The sequence below is a fragment of the Kitasatospora sp. NPDC018058 genome, assembly GCF_044327205.1.
Taxonomy (GTDB): Bacteria; Actinomycetota; Actinomycetes; order Streptomycetales; family Streptomycetaceae; genus Kitasatospora.
Map to the genome: position 1 here is coordinate 25,894 of NZ_JBIRFA010000027.1, position 18,296 is coordinate 44,189.

Annotated in this window: 13 protein-coding genes; 6 read left to right on the top strand and 7 right to left on the bottom strand. The window is 75.0% G+C overall.

Going from position 1 to position 18,296, the window contains the following annotated elements:
* Positions 1-20 precede the first annotated feature (20 nt).
* The 5 genes from ACH4E7_RS30690 to ACH4E7_RS30710 are packed head-to-tail and all read right to left on the bottom strand — an operon-like array spanning position 21 to position 6,226.
* Positions 21-1,151 (bottom strand): beta-ketoacyl synthase N-terminal-like domain-containing protein, encoded by a 1,131-nt coding sequence (locus tag ACH4E7_RS30690; RefSeq protein ID WP_396252402.1) that lies wholly within the window; start codon positions 1,149-1,151, stop codon positions 21-23.
* The gene (locus ACH4E7_RS30695; RefSeq protein ID WP_396252404.1) at positions 1,148-2,527 is read right to left on the bottom strand and encodes a class I adenylate-forming enzyme family protein; all 1,380 of its coding nucleotides are present in this window, start codon (positions 2,525-2,527) and stop codon (positions 1,148-1,150) included. The genes ACH4E7_RS30690 and ACH4E7_RS30695 overlap by 4 nt, the downstream gene beginning before the upstream one ends.
* A complete protein-coding gene (locus tag ACH4E7_RS30700; RefSeq protein WP_396252406.1) occupies positions 2,524-4,302 on the bottom strand; it encodes a thiamine pyrophosphate-binding protein in 1,779 nt (592 codons plus the stop codon). Before ACH4E7_RS30700 ends, ACH4E7_RS30695 begins: the two co-directional genes overlap by 4 nt.
* A complete protein-coding gene (locus tag ACH4E7_RS30705) occupies positions 4,299-4,961 on the bottom strand; it encodes a hypothetical protein (protein ID WP_396252408.1) in 663 nt (220 codons plus the stop codon). The genes ACH4E7_RS30700 and ACH4E7_RS30705 overlap by 4 nt, the downstream gene beginning before the upstream one ends.
* Positions 4,958-6,226: an aldehyde dehydrogenase family protein gene (locus ACH4E7_RS30710; RefSeq protein ID WP_396252409.1), complete on the bottom strand. Its 1,269-nt coding sequence runs from the start codon at positions 6,224-6,226 to the stop codon at positions 4,958-4,960. Before ACH4E7_RS30710 ends, ACH4E7_RS30705 begins: the two co-directional genes overlap by 4 nt.
* 218 nt (positions 6,227-6,444) lie before the next feature.
* On the opposite strand from ACH4E7_RS30710, the gene ACH4E7_RS30715 reads away from it, so the two are divergent.
* The 6 genes from ACH4E7_RS30715 to ACH4E7_RS30740 all read left to right on the top strand — a co-directional run bounded on the left by ACH4E7_RS30715 (position 6,445) and on the right by ACH4E7_RS30740 (position 14,959).
* Positions 6,445-8,553, top strand: coding sequence for an HAD-IIIC family phosphatase (locus ACH4E7_RS30715; RefSeq protein WP_396252410.1), 2,109 nt, complete (start codon positions 6,445-6,447; stop codon positions 8,551-8,553).
* A 107-nt stretch (positions 8,554-8,660) separates the two neighbouring features.
* Positions 8,661-9,629 (top strand): UDP-glucuronic acid decarboxylase family protein, encoded by a 969-nt coding sequence (locus ACH4E7_RS30720; protein ID WP_396252494.1) that lies wholly within the window; start codon positions 8,661-8,663, stop codon positions 9,627-9,629.
* Positions 9,630-9,733: 104 nt separating this feature from the next.
* Positions 9,734-10,666 (top strand): GNAT family N-acetyltransferase, encoded by a 933-nt coding sequence (locus ACH4E7_RS30725; RefSeq protein ID WP_396252411.1) that lies wholly within the window; start codon positions 9,734-9,736, stop codon positions 10,664-10,666.
* Positions 10,667-10,861: 195 nt separating this feature from the next.
* The gene (locus tag ACH4E7_RS30730; RefSeq protein WP_396252412.1) at positions 10,862-12,115 is read left to right on the top strand and encodes an ATP-grasp domain-containing protein; all 1,254 of its coding nucleotides are present in this window, start codon (positions 10,862-10,864) and stop codon (positions 12,113-12,115) included.
* Between the two features lie 748 nt (positions 12,116-12,863).
* Positions 12,864-14,084, top strand: coding sequence for a cytochrome P450 (locus tag ACH4E7_RS30735; RefSeq protein WP_396252413.1), 1,221 nt, complete (start codon positions 12,864-12,866; stop codon positions 14,082-14,084).
* Positions 14,085-14,518: 434 nt separating this feature from the next.
* Positions 14,519-14,959 (top strand): enediyne antibiotic chromoprotein, encoded by a 441-nt coding sequence (locus ACH4E7_RS30740; protein WP_396252415.1) that lies wholly within the window; start codon positions 14,519-14,521, stop codon positions 14,957-14,959.
* Between the two features lie 230 nt (positions 14,960-15,189).
* On the opposite strand, the gene ACH4E7_RS30745 is transcribed toward ACH4E7_RS30740, so the two are convergent.
* Both ACH4E7_RS30745 and ACH4E7_RS30750 read right to left on the bottom strand, forming a co-directional pair.
* A complete protein-coding gene (locus tag ACH4E7_RS30745; RefSeq protein ID WP_396252418.1) occupies positions 15,190-16,575 on the bottom strand; it encodes an FAD-binding oxidoreductase in 1,386 nt (461 codons plus the stop codon).
* Positions 16,576-16,617: 42 nt separating this feature from the next.
* Complete coding sequence (locus ACH4E7_RS30750) at positions 16,618-18,150, bottom strand: methyltransferase domain-containing protein (RefSeq protein WP_396252420.1); 1,533 nt, start codon at positions 18,148-18,150, stop codon at positions 16,618-16,620.
* Positions 18,151-18,296: the final 146 nt, after the last annotated feature.

Sequence of the window (18,296 nt, forward strand, 5' to 3'; positions counted from 1 at the left end):
CGGGACTCCTTGTGCGGTGTTCAGCGGCCGACGGCCGACAGGACGAGGGAGGCGTTGTTGCCGCTGAAGCCGAAGCTGTTGACCAGGACGTGCTCCGCCCGCGCCGCCGTGGTGGCCTCCCGGACGGCCAGGACTCCGTCCGGGACCTCCATCGGGTCACGCAGTCCGGGCGTGCCCGGCACCCGCGCCTCGCGCAGGAAGCCGGCGGCCGCCACCAGGGCGGGGAAGGCGGAGGCGTGCAGCAGGTGGCCGACGGCTCCCTTGTGGGAGCTGACGGGTACCGGGCGGGGACCCAGCGCGCGGGCGAGCTCCCCGACGGCCTCGGCCTCGGCGGCGTCCCCCTGCGCGGTTCCGGTGGCGTGGGCGTGGACGTAGTCGATCCGCCCGACGCCCGCGTCCTGGAGCGCGCCCCGCATGCAGGCGGCGATGGCGTCCCGTTCGGAGGCGACCGCCTGGGTGCTGTCGACCAGGCAGGCGGCGCCGGCCAGCCAGGCCTGCGGGCGGTGGCCGCGGGCCCGGGCGCCGGCCCCGGTCTCCAGGACGAAGGCGCCGCCTCCCTCGCCGACGGTGATGCCGTCGCGCCCGCCGTCCAGCGGCCGGGCCCCGCCGGGGCTCAGCGTCTTGACGACGTCCATGCTGGCGTACTCGTACGGGTTCAGGGCGCTGGCGCCCGCCACCAGGGCGGTGTCGCCCAGCCCGCTGAGCAGCCAGTCCCGGGCGAAGGAGGCGGCGAACGCGGCGGAGGCGCAGGCGTGCGAGAGGTGGACGACGGTGACCCGGTCCGCGGAGGTGCCCAGGGCGGCGAGCAGGGGGTCGGGGCCGGGGCCGGTGAAGTCGCCGTCGCTCCCCCGGGCGCCGCCCGGGGCCTGGGAGACCAGGACGACGAGTGAGCCGTCCGGCAGCCGGGGCAGGCCCGCCGCGCGCAGGGCCTGCCGGGCGGCCGTGCGGGCCATGGCCTCCTTGCGCCGGCCGGGCGCGGCCGGGCAGACCGAGGCGGGCACCGCGGCCACCGTGCGGCTGCGGAAGTCGCCGTCGAAGGCGGTGAGTTCGCCGAAGGCCCGGCGCCCGAGCAGCAGGCCGTCCCAGAAGGCACGGGGTCCGCTGCCCAGGGCGGTGACGAGGCCGGTGCCCGCGAGCGCGACCGCGGTCATGCCGCCTGCTCCCGCGCCGCCCAGGCCCGCAGCCGGACCCGGTCGTGCTTGCCGCTGCCGGTGCGGGGCAGCGCGGGGAGCACGTGGACGGCGCGGGGCCGCACGTGCGGGGGCAGCATGCGCCGGCAGGCGGCGGCCACCCGGTCGGCGACCGCGGCCCGGTCGCCGTCCGCGCTCTCCACGAACGCCCAGACGGCGTCGCCCCGGTCGCCCCGGCGGACCCCGACGACCGCGGCGTCCAGGACACCGTCGGCGGCCCGGACCGCGTCCTCGACGACGGTGGGCGCCACGGTCTCCCCGTGCACGACGAGGACCTCCTTGATCCGGCCGGTGATGCTGAGCAGGCCGTCGCAGGAGACGGATCCGGTGTCGCCGGTGCGCAGCCAGCCGTCCTCGGTGAAGGGCGCGGTGGACAGGCCCGCGGTGACCGGGTCGAGGTAGCCGAGCATCAGGGAGGGGCTGCTGATCTGGATCTCCCCGGCGGGGCCGGCGCGACGGGCGCGGACGCCGTCCAGGAGCCGGCCGACGGTGCCCGGGTGGACGTCGCCGGGGGCGTTGAGCGCGACGTTGGGGCCCGCTTCGCTCAGCCCGTAGCCGTCGTGCAGGGGGGCGCCGACGGCGGTGCGGAAGTCCTCGTACAGGGCGGGCGTGAGGACGTCGCCGCCGCAGCCCCGGATGCGCAGGTCCCGCAGCAGGCGGGCGGCCGCGGGGTCCTTGGCGGCCTCGGCGGCCAGCATCCGGTACATGGTGGGGACGCCGTCCAGCGAGGTGATCCGTTCCCGGCCCAGGAGTCCGAGCACGCGCCGCTGGCTGAAGGCGGATTCGGCGAAGAGGTGCGCGCCGGTGGTGTGCCAGACCTGGAGCACGCTGAACCCGTAGGCGTGGCGCAGCGGCAGTGGCAGCAGGAGGCCGTCGCCGCCGCTCACCCGCATCCGGGCGGCGGTGGCCGCGCCCTGGTGGTCGAGTGCGGCGCGGGAGACGGCGACGGCCTTGGGGTCGCCGGAGCTGCCGGAGGTCCAGAAGACGGCCGCGGTGTGCGGGGGCAGTTCCAGCGGCGGCCGTCCGGCGGCGCGGGTGACGACGGGCTCGCCGGCGGCGGTGGCGGTGACGACCGCGGCCGGGGCGATCCGGCGCACCGGCGCGGAGCCGTCGAGCAGCAGCGGGGCGCCGGTGGCGGCGGCGGCGAGGGCGGTGACGACCGCGGTCAGCGGATGGTCGCAGGCCAGCGACACGCCGGTGCCGGGCCGGGCACCGGCGGCGTCGAGCGCGCGTGCGGTGCGGGCGACCAGGCGGGCCAGGTGCGCGGGGGCGATGTGCTCGCCGTCGACGGTCAGGCGCGCCGGGGCCGACCGGGCGGGCGCGGCGGGGCCGTTCACGCGGCCGGCCCGTCGGACTCGGCCCGGCCCGCGGCTTCGGCGGCGGCTTCGGCGGCCTCGGCGGCGGCTTCGGCGGCGAACAGGCCGCGTACGCCCACCGGGACGTCGTCGTCGCGGACCGGCACGGTGATCACGGCGGTGCGCCCCTCGGCCGTGACCGCGGCCGCGGTCGCCAGGGCGGCGGCCAGTTCGCCCTCGGTGGTGCAGCGGGCGCTCCAGCCGCCGACGGCGCGCACGGCGGCCTCGGCGTGCGCGGGCGCGGCGAAGCGGGTGAGGGTGTCGGGGGCGCCCTCGTTGGCGCGCACGACGCGCGGCCAGCCGTAGCCTGCGTTGTCCAGCACCAGGGCGGTGAGGCCGAGCCGGTGTTCGGCGGCCGTCGGCAGGGCGGCCAGGCTCATCTGGAAGGCGCCGTCGCCGCAGACCAGGACGGTGCGGCGGGTGGGGTCGGCGAGCGCGGCCCCCAGGGCGGCGGGCAGGCCGAAGCCGACCATGGTCTGCTCGCCGGGGGTGACGACCGTGGCCCGGTCGCTGACGGACAGGACCGGGTAGTGGTAGCCCCACATGTCGTGCAGGCCGTTCTCCTGGACCAGGATGGCCTCGCGCGTGACGGACTCCTGGAGCAGGCGCAGCGCGGCCGGCGCCGTGAGCGGGGTGTCGCCGCCGTCGGCCGCGTCCCCCGCGCCGGGTGCGGCCGGTGCGCCGTACCCGGCGTGCAGCGCGGCCCGTACGGCGGCCGCCTCGGCCCGGCGCCGCTCGCCCGCCCCCGGGTCGGCGGGCGTGGCGGCGGCCAGGGCCTCGGTGAGCTGGCCGGCCACGGTGGCGGCGTCGCCGAGCAGGGCGACCTCCGGCTCCAGGGCGGTCAGGAAGACGCCGGGGTCGATGTCGATGTGGACGAGCCTCTTGTCCGGGAGGCTGTCCCAGCCCATCCGGGCCGTCTCCTCCAGGCGGGAGCCGATCACCAGCACCACGTCGGCCGCCGCCAGCAGGGTGTCCGCCGGGGGCGTGGTGTAGAGGCCCACCAGGCCGCAGGCCAGGGGGTGTTCCTCGTCGATCGTGCCGCGTCCGGCGGCGGTGGTGAACACCGGTGCGCCGAGCGTCTCGGCGAGGCGGCGCACGGCCGGGCCGGCGCCGGAGGGCTTGCAGCCGCCGCCCGCGACGAGGACCGGCAGTCGCGCGCCAGCGAGCAGGGCGGCCGCCCGGGCCACCTCCTCGGCGGCCGCGGCGCCGCGGATCCGGCGCACGGGCGCGGCGGGCGCCGCCTCCGGGGCCGGGGCGCGCAGCACCTCGTCGGCGATCTCCACCAGGACCACGCCCGGGCCGCCGTTCACGGCGAGGTGGACGGCCCGGCGCAGCGCCCAGGTCAGCTGCCGCGGGTCCTCCACCAGGAAGGTCCACTTGGCCAGCGGCGCGGCCATGGCGGCCTGGTCGGTGTACTGGAAGCCGCCGCGGCCGATCCCCGCGAGTGGCACCCGGGTGGTGACGACGACGAGCGGGGCGCCCAGCGAGGACGCCTCCAGCAGTCCGGTCAGGGTGTTGGCGAAGCTGGGGCCGGAGTTGACGGCGAGGACGGCGGGGCGGCCGGTGACCGCCGCGTGCCCGATCGCGGCGCAGGCCCCGACACGCTGGTCGCGCACGCCCACGACGCGCAGCCGCGGGTGGCCCGCGGCCGCGTCCATCAGGCCCGGCTCGTCGGAGGGCAGGCCGAAGACGCTGTCGCACCCGGCGTCCGCGAGGGTGTCGGCGACGACGTTCCAGGGGTGGGTCTCGGTGGTCACGGCTGCTCCTCGGCAGGGTGGTCGGACAGGGACGGCGCGGGGGCGCGGCCGGCGGGCCCCGGCCGGACGGCGTCGGCGCGGCGCCGGTACTCCCGCACGACGGCGCTGCGCTCCCAGGTGGCCTCGTCCAGCGCGGCGGGCCGGGCCGCGGCGGTGCGGGGCAGGTCGGCGCCGGCGGGGCGCAGCCGGGTGGCGACGGCCCAGAAGGCACCGGTGTCGCCCCGGCGCAGCACCTCGCAGACGAAGACGGTGGCCGCCCGCCCCGACGCGACGAGCCCGTCGGCCAGGCGCAGGGCGCAGCGGCCGTCCCCGGCCGCCTCGCCGATCATGTAGCCGGGGCCCCGCCAGCCGGTGGTGGCGCTGAAGCTCTGGAGCAGCCCGGAGGGTTCGAGGGCGACGGAGTCCGAGGGGCGCAGCCGCCGGGCCGGGTCCGTGCAGCGGGCGGCGAACTGGCCGACGGCGTAGACGGTGTAGTCGGTGGCGGCGAGGAGCACCGGCGCTCCCTGGCCGTCGGGCGTGTACAGCGCGGACAGCGCGGCGCACACCGCGTCCAGGGCGTCGGGGTCGGCGACCAGGCGGCGGGCCCCGGTGACGGGTGCGACGGGGGCGTCGCCGTCGGCCCGCCCGTGGGCCACGGGCGGGCCGAGGACGACGGTCATGAGCGGGCCCGGCGGCCGACCTCGGCGGAGAGCAGCAGCGGTCGCGACACGACCGTGCCGCCGCGCCGGACGTGGCCGCCCTGGAGGCCGTAGCCGCCGAAGGGCTGGTTCCCGTCCTCCACGTCGAAGGTGATGCGCTCGGTGCAGACCACGCTGGTGCCGATGCGCGGGCCCCGCAGCCCCGGTTCGCCGAACACCTGGACGTACATGCCCCGGACGGTCTCCTCGGGGGAGCGCAGCCACCGCTCGATCTGGCGCGGGTCGTCGTACTCCATGGTCAGCACGACGGGCGAGAAGAACTCCGGCGGGTGGAAGGCGCCCCGCCACGGCATGTGCAGCAGTGAGGGCTCCACGACCTGCCGGTCCGGGTCGGCGTGTCCGCCGCGTACGACGAACTCCTGGTGGCCGGCGAGGAATCCGGCCGCGCCCTCGACCGCGTCGGGGTAGACCAGCGGGGCGACCAGGGTGTCGCCGTCGCGCCGGTCCCCGACGCGCACGGCGGACAGGGCGTCGGCGAGCCGGCCGACGAGATCGCGGGCGACCGAGCGGTGGACGAAGACGATGTCGGTGCACAGGCAGTCCTGGCCCGAGTTGTAGAGGCGGGCGGCGAGCACGCTGCGGCAGGCCGAGTCGAGGTCCGCCTCGGGGCCGACGACCAGCGGGTTGGGGCCGGAGCCGAAGCCGAGGAACAGGGCGTCGTGCGGGATCCGCCCCGCGACCGTCGCGGCGTTGTCCGGCTGGCCGGTGAAGACGACGGCGTCGGAGACGGCGCAGGTCGCGAGGAACTCCCGCTGGGAGTCGGGGGCCATCTCGAAGCGGCCGCCGATCGCCGCGCGGACACGCGGTCCGAGGATCCCGTGGACGGCCATGGCGGCGGGTGCCACGCGGGCGGAGGGCCTCAGCCGGACCTCGTCGGTGTACAGCGCGGGGATGACGCCGAAGAGCACGTAGGAGTAGAGGAGGTTGTTCGACGGCAGGAAGGTGGCGAGCCGGCCGAGCCGGCCGGGGGAATTGCGCAGGAGTTCCCAGGGCGCGCCGGAGAGGGCGCGCAGGGATCGGAGGAATTCGTCCCCGGCGGCCTGCCGGGTGGCGACCCGGGTGAGGACGGACAGCAATTCCCGCCGGTTCTCCAGAAGCGCTTGGACGAGCCGGGGGACGGTGTTCTCCGCCTCGGCGGGAACGGACGCCGCCGGGTACGGCGAACGCGTCGTGCCGCCCTCCGGGAACGCGGTGTCCGGCTCTGCTTCAACGACGCCGCTGTGCATCCCTCAACCCCCTCGAGCATGCCCGTGAGCCCGGGCCCGAGCAGCAGCGTCGCCCGGCGGGCCCCGCCCGCGCATCTTGTGGCGTGCTCTCTTCGCACCCTGTTCGACCCCGGTCAGCATTCTCGGAGAATGTGCGCGGCGGGGCCGCCGAGTAGCATCCGGGACTACATCCGAGACGTATCCGATCCGGTGACCGCACCGAGACGAGAGGGGCTGCCATGACTTCCGGTGAATTCCGCTTCAGCGCTTTCCTCGCCGCGGTCGACCTGGAATCGGGAATTCTTCTCTCGAACGGCCCGCACATGCAGCGCCTGGTGCTGGACGCCGAGTGGGCGCGGCCCGTGCGCGCACTCCTGGGCGCTCCGTTCACGGCCTCCGGCTTCGCCGCTGCGGCCCCGGACCCCGCCGGGGCCGAGGCGGTGCTGCGCGCACTGCGCGACCGGAACCTGGTGGTGCCCGCGGAGGCCGACGAGCACGCGGAGCTGCGCTCCCTGCTCGCCGACCGACCCGAGGCGCTGGGAGCCGGGCCGCGGCCCGGCGGGTCCTGGCCGACCGCCCGGTACGGGCTGCCGCAGCGTCTGTACCCCGGGCAGCCCGTGTCCGCGTCGGTGACCTACCTCCTGCTGGGCGGCTGCGTCACCCAGTTCGCCGAGGAGCCCCTGGTCGCCCTGGGACGGGAGCAGGGACTCGACGTGCGGACCGAGCACCTGTGGCCCGGCTCCGTCGTGGAGATGTCCCGGGCCGTGGCCCGGGTGCGCCCGGACGTCACGGTGTACCAGGCCGGGGTCCAGCCGTTCCTGTCGGCGCTGTGGGACGGCGCGCACCTCCAGGACGCGCAGGAGCGCCGCCGGACGCTGTCGCTGATGAAGAGCGCCCTCTCGATGAACATCACGGCCCTCGCCGACGCCCTCGACGGCAGGCTCGGCCTCGTCCACAACGTCGGGCCGACCGCCCTGTCCCCGTTCGGACGCTTCGACTTCGCCGAGGAGTACGGTTTCCGGCGCATCGTCGCCGAACTGAACGCGCACGTCGACCACTGCGTACGGCGTCACCCGCACCTGATGGTGGTCGACGAGGAGCGGCTGGTGGCCCGCCACGGCGCCGCGGCCCTGTTCGACGACCTCGTGTTCCCCTTCGGGCACCACGGCGGGTCCCTCGACCCGACCGACGAACGCCCCCACCAGCTGCCCGCGCTGGGCAGGGCCCTGGCCGCCGAGTACCTGGCCTGCCGTCAGGCCCACCGGGCCGCCGGCCGGATCAAGCTGGTGGTCACCGACCTCGACGGCACCCTGTGGCCCGGCATAGCGGCCGAGGACGGCTTCGACTGGCTGGACGGCGACGCGACCAGCCGCTGGGTCCATGTCGGCCTCCACCAGGCGCTGTCCGTCCTGAAGTCGCGCGGCGTGCTCCTGGCCACGTCCAGCAAGGGCGACGCCGACGTGACGCTCGGCGTCTGGGGGGAGCGCGGCGGCCGGCCGCTGCTGGGACCCGACGACTTCGTGCTCCACAGCATCAACTGGCGGGCCAAGTCGGCCGGTATCGCCGACATCTGCGCCCGCCTGGGCTTCGCCCCGGACCAGGTCCTCTTCCTCGACGACAACCCGGTCGAACGCGCCGAGGTCGCCGCCGCGCTCCCCGGGCTGCACATCGCCGAGGGCCCGGTGCACGGCTTCCGCGACCTGCTGCTCTCCAGCCCGGCCCTGGAATCGGGCCGGGCCACGCAGGAGGCGGCCCGGCGCACCGACACCACCCGCGCCATGCTGCACCGCCAGGAGCTGGGGACGGGGATGGACCGCGGGGACTTCCTGCGCTCCCTCGGCATCGGCCTGCGGGTGGAGCGGGCCGGTGCGCAGCACCTGGCCCGGGCCTGCGAACTGTTCAACCGGACGAACCAGTTCACGACGACCGCCTGGCGGACCACGCCCGAGGAGCTGCGGCGTGTCCTGGCCTCCCCGGACACCCGTCTGCACGTGGCCTTCGCGTCCGACCGGTTCGCCGACTACGGACTGACCGGGGCCTGCCTGGTACAGGGGGACGCGGTGACGGCCTTCGCGCTCAGCTGCCGTGTCATCGGCCTGGACATCGCGGTGCCGTTCCTGGTCGCCGCGCTCCGCGACGGCGCCCGCCGGGACGGCGGCAGCGGCCCCGCCGATCCGACGGGGTTGCGTGGACGCACCGTCACCACCGACCGCAACACCCCGGCCCGGGACCTGTTCCTGGACGCCGGCTTCGACCCGGACGACGCACCGGGCTGGTACGTCCTGGCCGACGGCGGCCGGCTCCCGGACCTGGCGAGCCTGCCGCTCACGGTCACCACCGGGCCCTAGCGGCGCCCCGGGGCACCGGGAGCAGCCGGGGGACGGCAGAGATCCGACCCGAGAGGGCCGAACCGGATCACAGGATCCACGAGAGAAGGGGGAACACCGTGCGAGCAGTGGTCACGGGCGGCGCAGGCTTCTTGGGGTCGCACCTGTGCGAACGGCTCCTGGCCGGGGGCGACGAGGTCGTCTGCGTGGACGACTTCTCCACCGGACGGGCCGAGAACATCGCCCACCTGCTGGACCTCCCGGGCTTCCGGTTCCAGCTCCAGGACGTCACCCAGGGCCTGGACGTGCCCGGCCCGGTGGACGCGGTCTACCACCTGGCGTCGCCGGCGTCGCCCGCCGACTACCTCCGCCTCCCGCTCGAGACGCTCCTGGTCGGCTCGTACGGCACCCGCAACGCGCTCGAACTCGCCAGGCGCAGTGGCGCCGGCTTCCTGCTGACCTCGACCTCCGAGGTGTACGGCAGCCCGCAGGTGCACCCGCAGCCCGAGAGCTACTGGGGCAACGTCAACCCGATCGGTCCGCGGTCCGTGTACGACGAGGCCAAGCGCTTCGGCGAGGCCATCACCATGGCCTACCGCCGCACCCACGGGGTCCGCACCACCATCGTGCGCCTGTTCAACACGTACGGGCCGCGCCTGCGGGCCGACGACGGGCGCGCGGTGCCGGCGTTCATCACCCAGGCCCTCGAGGGCCGGGACCTGACCGTCACCGGCGACGGCGGCCAGACCCGTTCGCTGTGCTACGTCGACGACCTGGTCGAGGGACTGGTCCTGGCCATGGGGTCCGGGCACAGCGGGCCGATCAACCTCGGCAACCCGACCGAGGTCACCATGGGCGAACTCGCCCTGGCCATCCGGGACCTGTGCGGCTCCAGCAGCCGGCTGACCTTCGTCGCCCGGCCGCAGGACGACCCGCAGCAGCGCCGGCCCGACATCCGCGCCGCGCGGGAGGAGCTCGGCTGGGCACCGCGCACGTCCCTGGAGGACGGGCTGCGGCGCACCATCGCCTGGTTCCGCGACACCGCCGACGCGGGCCTGCCCGCGCACCGCGGCGAGGCGGCGACGGCCCTGGCCTGACCCCCGCCGACCGGCTCACTCCCACGAGCACCTCCGACGACACGGCGCCGCCGACCCGGCGCCGCCCGAGGACCCGACCCGACTGAAAGGGGGCACGGGCCGCCATGACCCTGCCCGATCGACTCACGCTGAAGAACCCCACCGACATCCCGCTGGAGCGCCTGGTCGACTTCGTCCGCGCCTACGAGACGTCCGTCAACGGCACGCCCACGTGCAGCCGCGAGGACATCGTGCTGGAGACCGGGATCCCCGGCTACCGGGACAACAGCTGGTGCCTGACCGACGCCGAGGGCGAGCTGGTCGCCTGGGCGGCGCTGACGGTGCGCGGCGGCGACACGGCCGACTGCGCGCTCACGGTCCTGCCGGGCGAGCACGACGAGGCCGCCGCCCGCGGACTCCTGCGGATCCTGCTGAACCGGGCCGACGAACTCGGGCGGGAACAGGACACCTCCTACGCCGTCAGCGTCGGCGGGGTGCTCAGCGGGGACACCGTGGTCCCGCCGGTCCTGGAGCGGGACGGCTTCGTCCGCGGGACGACGTACGGCCGCTACGACGTCGCCCTGTCGACCGCTCCGCTGCCTCCGGTGTTGCCCGACCAGGGGAGCATCCGCGCCATCGCCTCGGCGGCGGACACGGACGCCGTGCACGCCGTGCACCTGCGCGACCGCTCGCGGGGCCCCAAGACCGGGAGTGTGGACCTGTTCCGCGCGCGGCTGGACCGGTTCCGGGAGGCCGGCGGCATCGCCCTGGTCCTGGAGGTGGCCGGCCGGGCGGCCGGGTACGTCCTCGCGATCGGCCAGCAGGGCGGCGGTGAAGGGCGCATCGTCGAACTCGGGGTCGCCCCCGCGTCCCGGGGGCTGGGCGTCGGACTCGCCCTGGTGACCGCGGCCCTCGCGGAGCTGCGTTCCCTCGGCAGCACCCGGGCCCTGATCGACATGAACCCGGGCGAGTTCACCGACCACGAGGGACTGCGCCGCGTGCTCGCCGTCCAGACGGAGCCGCGCGCGGTCACCCGCTACCACAAGCGGACCGCCTGACCCGGCCCCCCGCCGGATCCCCGCGGCCCGAGCGCGCGACTCCCGACCGAGTCCCGCCCCCACGACCCTGGAAACAATACGGTCCACCTCTTTTTTTTGGAACCGCCGGCAGGCCCTCGCCACTTCTTCGTGAAGTCCACGGCCGCCTGTTCCCGTCCCCCGCCGCCACCCCCGTACGAGAGGAAGTCGTCCGTCATGACGCACAGCGGCACGCCGAGGAAGCGGCTGCTCATGGTGATGCCCTACAGCCGGTTCGTCCGCAAGGCGGCCGAGGCCGGCTTCGACGTGTGGGCGATCTGGGATCCCTCGCTGCGCGAGCAGGCCTACCTCGACGAGGTGGCGGAGCACGCGCGGGAACTGCTGCCAGCCGACTTCTCCGACGAGCCGGGGCTGCGCGCCCTCATCGCCCGGACCGCGCGCGACCACGCCATCGACGTGGTCCTGCACCTGGGCGCCGAGGAAAGCACGGGCCCGGCGGTGGCCGAGGCCGAGGCGCTCGGCCTGTCCCCCAACCCGGCCACCGCCGTGCAGCTGCTCAACGACAAGGCCGCGATGCGCTCCCTGCTCGCCGAGCACGGGCTGTCGCCCGTGCGCGCCGAGCCCGCGCCCACCGCCGAGGCGGTCGCGGCCGCCGTCGCCCGGCTGCCGCTGCCCGTCATCGTCAAGCCGGCCCGGGCCTCGGGCAGCCGGGGCATCGCGCTGATCCGCGACGCGGACGACCTGGCGGAGTGGACCCGGCGGGTCGAGCGGGCCGGCCTCGCGGGCCCGTACCTGGTGGAGGAGTACCTCCAGGGCCCCGAGTTCAGCGTCGAGACCCTCTCGGCCGACGGTGTGCACCACATCATCGGCATCACCGCCAAGCACACGACCGGCGCCCCCCTGTTCGTGGAGACCTCCCACATCCACCCGGCCCCCCTCGACCCCACCGAGGAGACGATGATCAGATCGGTCGTCACCGGGCTGCTGGACCTGGCCGGCTACCGCTTCGGCCCGGCGCACACCGAGGTGGTCCTCACCGCCGACGGCCCGCGGATCGTCGGGTCCCGGGCCCGGCTGGGAGGCGACCGCATCCCGCAGCTGATCGAGACCGCCTCGGACTACGACATCGAGGCCGAGATCTTCCGTACGCTCGCCGGCGCGCCCGTGCGGCCCCCCAGGGCCAAGCACACCGCGTCCGTCGGGTACTTTCTCCTTCCCCCGGGCCGCCTGGAGTCCGTCGTCGGCCCGGACGCGATCCGCGCCCTGCCCTACGTGCACGTCCTGCACTTCCCCTTCGCCGTGGGAGACGAACTCCCGCGCACCGCCGACTCGTTCACCCGCCACGGCTACGTCGTCGTCGACGCGGACTCGGCCCCGATGGCCGCCGCGCGCATCGCCCGCGTCCGCGACCTGCTGCGGGTCGAGGTCGGCGAAGCCGTCACCGCCGCCCCGACCGGAGCCCTCCGTTGAGCACCGCCGAGACCGCCGAGACCCGGAAGACCGTCTGCTGATCGGTGGCGTCGACGCCCACCTCGAGTGCTTCACCGCGCTCGGCGTGAAGGTCGTCCTGGTCCAGCACCCCGACGAAGCTCGGGGTGGGGAGTGCAGTGGTGCGGAGGAGGGTGGGGGACGGTCTCTGTCAGACCGTCCCACCATCGGGTGACCGCGCCGCATGTCGTGGCAGTGGCGGGCCTGTGCCTGGTGTCAGCGGCACCACCGAGACCAGCTCGGCGCGTGGCCGCGGCCGGGGTGGTGGGGTCCAGTTGCCGGCGGACGGCGGATCTCGGCCGGTGTGAGGTCCACGAGGTCGGGCGTGTCCGGCCGGATTCTCGGCGGCCCCTGCCGACCTGGGACCCGTTCGGCGGCCTGACCACCGCGCAGATCACGGCGGCCTTTCACGGTCCCGAAGCGACGATGGCCGCCCTTCTGCTGTTCGGCGGGCGGGAACCGGGGCCGCGGATAGGGCCGGAACCTGCGGCCGCAGTACGGCCGCGGCAACGCCCCGGACGAGCCGGGCCGCGATGAGTCCCGACGTGCGTCCCTGCGGACATCCAGGAGCGGCCCCGGCTCGCGGCAAGCGGACTTGGCTGAGTCTTCGCGGTTCGCGAGGCCCGTGGAGGCTTGCGCAACTCGCCGTAGACACAGCCCGGCCGGGCCGCACACTCTGCGACGCAACCACACGCAGAAAGGCTGTGCGATGAGAAGCGGTCCTACAGCGGTGCGCCTGCCTTCCGGGCACGACGTCGACCACGACGATCCCCGCGCCCTCGTGCTGCGGTTCCTCGACAAAGACGTCCGCGCCGACCCGTACCCCCTGCTGAACTGCATCCGGGAGACGGGGCCGGTGTGGTTCGGCACCGGGGTCGTCGTCCTCTCCTCGCGCGCCCACTGCGAGGCCGCGCTGCGCGCGACGGACAGCGTGCCGGCCTCCGTCGACGCCCGCACGGTCTCCGCCGCGCGGCTGCGCCGTGCGGCGGAGTCCGCCTTCTCCGCAGACGCCGTGGCGAACCTGCTCCCCCTCGTCCGCGCCCTCGTCGACGACCGCCTGGACTCGGTGGCTGCCCGCGGCCGTCTGGAAGCGGTCACCGACCTCGCCTATCCGGTGCCGATGGCCGTCCTCTCCCACGTACTGGGCCTCCCATCCGGCGACGCGTTCTGGCTGCACCGGCGCACCATGGCCCTCTCGCGGGCCCTGGACCCCCGTCCGTTGCTCACGGGGACAAGCGATGCATCCGGCCTGGTGGAGCACAGCCGGGCACTGACGGAACTGGAGGCGTACTTCGCCGAGGCGGTTCGCAAGCGGCGGCGCGGGGCCGTCTCCGACGACCTGCTTTCCAGACTGATCCGGGGGGACGACCGCACCGGACGACTCACCGACGCCGAGGCCGCATCGGTCGGCCGGTCCCTTCTCGCCTCCGGATACGAGACCACCGCCGCGCTCATCTCGGGCGGTGTCCTGGCGCTGCTGCGCGCACCTCATCAGATCCAGGCGCTGCAGCGCGATCCGGGCCACGCGCGGCATTTGGTGGAGGAGACCCTGCGCATGGACCCGCCGCTCCAGATCGTGCAGCGCCGCGCCGAGGCCGACCTCGACGTGTGCGGCACCACGGTGCCGCGGGGCACGGTGATGCTGCTGCTGCCCGCGGCGTCCCACCGCGACCCGGCACTCGTCTCCAGCCCCGACGTCTTCGCTCCGAACGGTGACTCGCCGCACCTGGCGTTCGGGGCGGGCCCGCACCACTGCTTCGGCGCGCCGCTGGCCCGACTGATCGCGCAGTCCGTGCTCGTGCGCTTCACCCAGCGCGTCGTCGCACCCCGTTTCGCCCTCGGCAGCCCGTCCTACCGTCCCGCCGCCGCGCTGCGCGGCCTGCAGGCGCTATGGGTGGACGCGGACGGCTTCGCCGCCCGGGACCTCCCCTGGCAGCCGTCGACCGCGTAACCGGCCGGCCTCGGACCATGCGCCCGTGCCGCGCCCGTCGTGGCGGGAAGGACACCGTGACGGCCACACCCCGGCGCGCCGACTCCGGCGGCCGCCCCGGACTGCCTGTCGTGGGGCCCCGCGACGACGAGTTCCCTCACGCACACGACCGCGACCCGGGCATCGAGCTGCGCTGACGGGCCCACACGGGCGCACAAGGGGGCGGGTCCACCACGTCGTGGGTGGACCCGCCCCCTTGTGCGCCCGTTGCTTCCGGCCGATGCCGGACGCACCCCGCGGCGGCACAACCGCCTCTCCCAACGTGCTCGTCCATGAAGCCGACCAGGCGAGTTGCATGAAGCAACCTGGAAGATGCCGACGCCCTTAAAGATCACTAACTTCATTGGTGGGCAGAACGAAGAGCCCATCCCCCCGACACAACATGGAGCAAGACAGTGACTGTGAAGAACAAGCTCGGCCTCATCTCCCGCGTCGCCGGCACCGCCGCCCTCGCCGCCGGTCTGGCCGTCGCCGTCCAGACCTCCGCGATGGCCGCGTCGCCCGTGGTCGCGGTGTCGCCGGGGGCGGGCCTCTCGGACGGGCAGCAGGTCGCCGTCACCGCCAGCGGGCTGACCCCGAACACCCTCTTCCACATCGGTCAGTGCGCGCAGGTGGAGCCGAACAAGTTCGGCTGTGACAAGACCACGGCGAAGGACGTCGTCGCAGACGCCCAGGGCAACATCAACACCACGATGACCGTCCACAGCTCGTTCACGGCGGTCGTGGACGCCAGTGGCCAGGCCTGGGGCACCGTGGACGCCAAGACCACCCAGACCTCGGTGGTCGTCCTCAACGACCTCGGCGCGGGCGGTTTCCAGGCGATCAGCTTCATGTGATCCGCGGTCCACACGGCCCTCGGGCCGGCCGTGGCGCCACTCACGGCCGGCCCGCCCATGGACACCCACGAGCGACCGTTAGAACCCAGGCGGCCTGCCGGGGTCTCGGGCGCGCCCGCGGCCGGGCATGACGAACGCGCGCCGCACGATGAACGCGCCGGGCATGGCGAAAGCGGCCGCAGCGGGGGTCTTCACCCTCGTCGCCGCGGCCGCCCCGCAGGAAACCGTCGTCAGCCGACCGTGGTCGCTCCGGGACTGACGTCACCGGCGAACCGTCCGCGCGGATCGATCCGCGCCCGCACCCGTTCCACGGCGGCCACCTGCTCCGCGTCGAGATGGCGCTGGGGCCGGGCGAATCCCTCGACCAGGGATGGCACGGTGACTCCGGGGTTCCACGGCTCCAGCGCGGCGCGCACGAGGGCACAGTGGGCTTCGAGGTCCGCCGCAGTCACCCGCCCGAACGGCGGCCCCGAGCCCATGTAGGCGTACGCCGCGTCCACCTTGTTCAGGACGCCGCCGCGGGGATCCGCGTCCGCGAAGGCCCCGCCGAGCTGGCGAAGGGTGGCGACGGCCAGCGGCGAGCCGGAGCCCGCACCGACGGCGCCGAGGAAGGCGGCGGCCGCGTCGTCGCCGAGGTCCTTCAGGAGCACGTGGTCGCCGATGAACGGGACCGGCTCGGCCGGGTCCATGTGGGCGTTGAGCACGCCGGCGGCGTCCGTGAGCGCCCAGGTGTCCATCAGCGGCTCTGCGATGCCGCGCAGCGCCGCGAGCAGACGTTCCGCCTGCCGCTCGGCCTCGGACACATCCTCCGCCGTCGCGGCGAACACCGCGCCGTCGACGCACAGCACCGGCCCGGCCGCCAGGGCGGGCGGCACCCCGGGGACCGGCGGCAGGTTCAGCACCCGAAGCGACGTGGTCGCCCGGCGGGGCGCGTCAGCGGCCCAGTCGCGCCAGGCCGCGAGCAGCGGTCGCGCGTGGTCGGCGGACCAGTACGTCGCTCCGGTGACCACCTTCGCCACCGGGAACAGCTCGATCTCCACGGCGGTGACGACTCCGAAGCCGCCGCCTCCGCCGCGCAGCGCCCACAGCAGCTCCGGGTCGCTCTCGGAGTCCGCGCGCAGCAGCGCGCCGTCGGCGGTGACGAGTTCGACCGCCCGCACGCTGTTGGCCGCCAGTCCGGTGTGCCGGCCGTAGAAACTGACGCCCCCGCCCAGCAGGTACCCGACGACGCCGACGTCCGCCGCCGAGCCGTGGGGGGCGGCCAGGCCGTGCGGCGCCGCTGCCTCGACGACCTCGCCCCAGGTCGTACCGGCCGGGACACGGGCCGTGCGGCGCCCGGGGTCGATCCGGACACCGCCTTCGAGGACGGTGCGGATCAGCACACCGCCCTCGACAGGGCGCCGGGCGCCGGAGGCGTGGCCGGTGGTGTGCACCCGCACGGGCAGGTCACGCTCGTCCGCCTCGCGCACGGCGGCGCGGACCTCGTCGACGGTGCGGGCGGTCACGGCAGTGTCGGGGTGCACGGGGGCGGCGAGGTTGAAGACACGCGTGGCCTCGTCGTACTCCGGAGTGCCGGGCTCCGCGAAGACCGTCCGCCGGACGTCGTACTGATCCATGAAAGCGCTGCTTCCTTGTCTGCGTCTGCGTCTGCGTCTGCGTCAGTGCTGGCGCACGGCCGTCAGGAAAACGAACGTCCCCGGTCCGCTCTCCTCGCGCACCGTCAGGCCGGCGTCGGCCAGCCAGTGCTTGAGGTCGTCGAGGTCGAAGAGCTGGAGGCCGCCCTGGTGCTGGGGGAAGCGGTGGGCGGACTGGAAGTAGCCGTAGACCGGGTCGTCGGAGCGGCGGAACGTCATCAGGGTGAAGGTGCCGCCCGGCCGCAGGACGCGGCCCACTTCGGCGATCGCGGCGGCGGCGTCGGCGTAGAACGCCTGAAGGGCGTTCCAGCACACGACGGCGCCCAGCGAGGCGTCGAGGAAGGGCAGCTCGGCGGCGGAGGCCAGCACCGAGGGGACCTCCGGCAGCCGCCCGCGCAGCACGTTGAGCATGGGCAGCGAACTGTCCAGGGCGATCAGCCGCTCGGCGCCGACCGTCTCGGCGATGACGGCGGTCCACCGCCCGGCGCCCGCGCCGAGGTCGAGCACGGGCCCGTCGACCGGACGAACGTGCTCGGCGATGTAGCGGTCCTCGTCCTCCGGGGTGACCTCACCGCCCCAGTTCCCACCAGAGACCCGCAGGAAGGCCGGGCGGGCCACGGCCTCGTAGAACAACCCCATGCTCGGGACCTGGGAAAGCTTCTCCAGGAAGTCGGCGGCGGCGTCGCCGTCGCCCGCGGTCGCGGTCAGGTCGAGGATGCCTCCCGCCACCGGGTAGCGCGACTGGCATCCGGAGCAGTGCGCGACGCCGTCGTGGGCCTCCAGGGCACCCTTGCAGGACGGGCAGCGCAGCGCGGCCAGGTGCGGGGCGAACAGGGTGGCGTCGGCGAGGGGCGCGGCGATCTCGCGGCGCTCGGGAACGGCGGCGGCGGGCAGGTTCTTCGGATCCCCGTTGCACACTGCCCAGTAGGCCCGCGCCCCCGTGCAGCCGAGCACCGTACGGGTGTCGTTCTCCCAGCTCGCCACGAGCTGGTCGCGCGTCAGCTCTTTGATCCACCCATGGTCGAACGCCCGCTCCTCCTCGTTGAGGGTCCATGCCGACGGCGAGGGCCAGACCCGGCCCAGATCGGGCTTCTCCAGGTCGAGTTCGCTCAGGGACCGGTCCAGGCGCGAGAGGTCCTCTGCCTCCAGCTCCAGGTCGGCGACCGCGGCGAGGATCCGGGCGCGGTCACCGGGGAAGTGCGACAGCAGGTAGAGCAGGGCCAGGGTGAGCGGCTGCCCGATGCCCTCGGTACCCAACAGCTCCAGGTAGGTCCCGAGGTGCTCGCGCACGGCGGGGGTCAGCGGGCCCGCGAGGGCCGGGTACTCCGCCTCGGCCAGCAGACCGAGCAGGATGGCCAGGTACCCCTTGCGGTCGGCACCGGCCTGCTTCAGGCCGGTCACGAGCGAGGGCACCACCGCCAGGGCCCGCTCGCCCGCCGCGCCGTCGGCCCACAAGGTGTCCACCAGCGTGCGGAACTCCTCGGCGACGTTCTCCGGCGCGGCCCGGACGAAGGCGTCGACGGGGCCGACGGCGGCCTGGACAGTGGGTACGTTCATGTACGCGTCCTTCCTGGATCTGTGCGGCAGGGGCCGGCGCCGCGCGCGAAGGGCCACGCTCTCAGCGGCGGGGACGCCACCGCATCTTCTGGACTGCCCTTCTGCGTATCGTCGTTGCGGCCCGCGCGGGGCGGCGATGAAGCAAT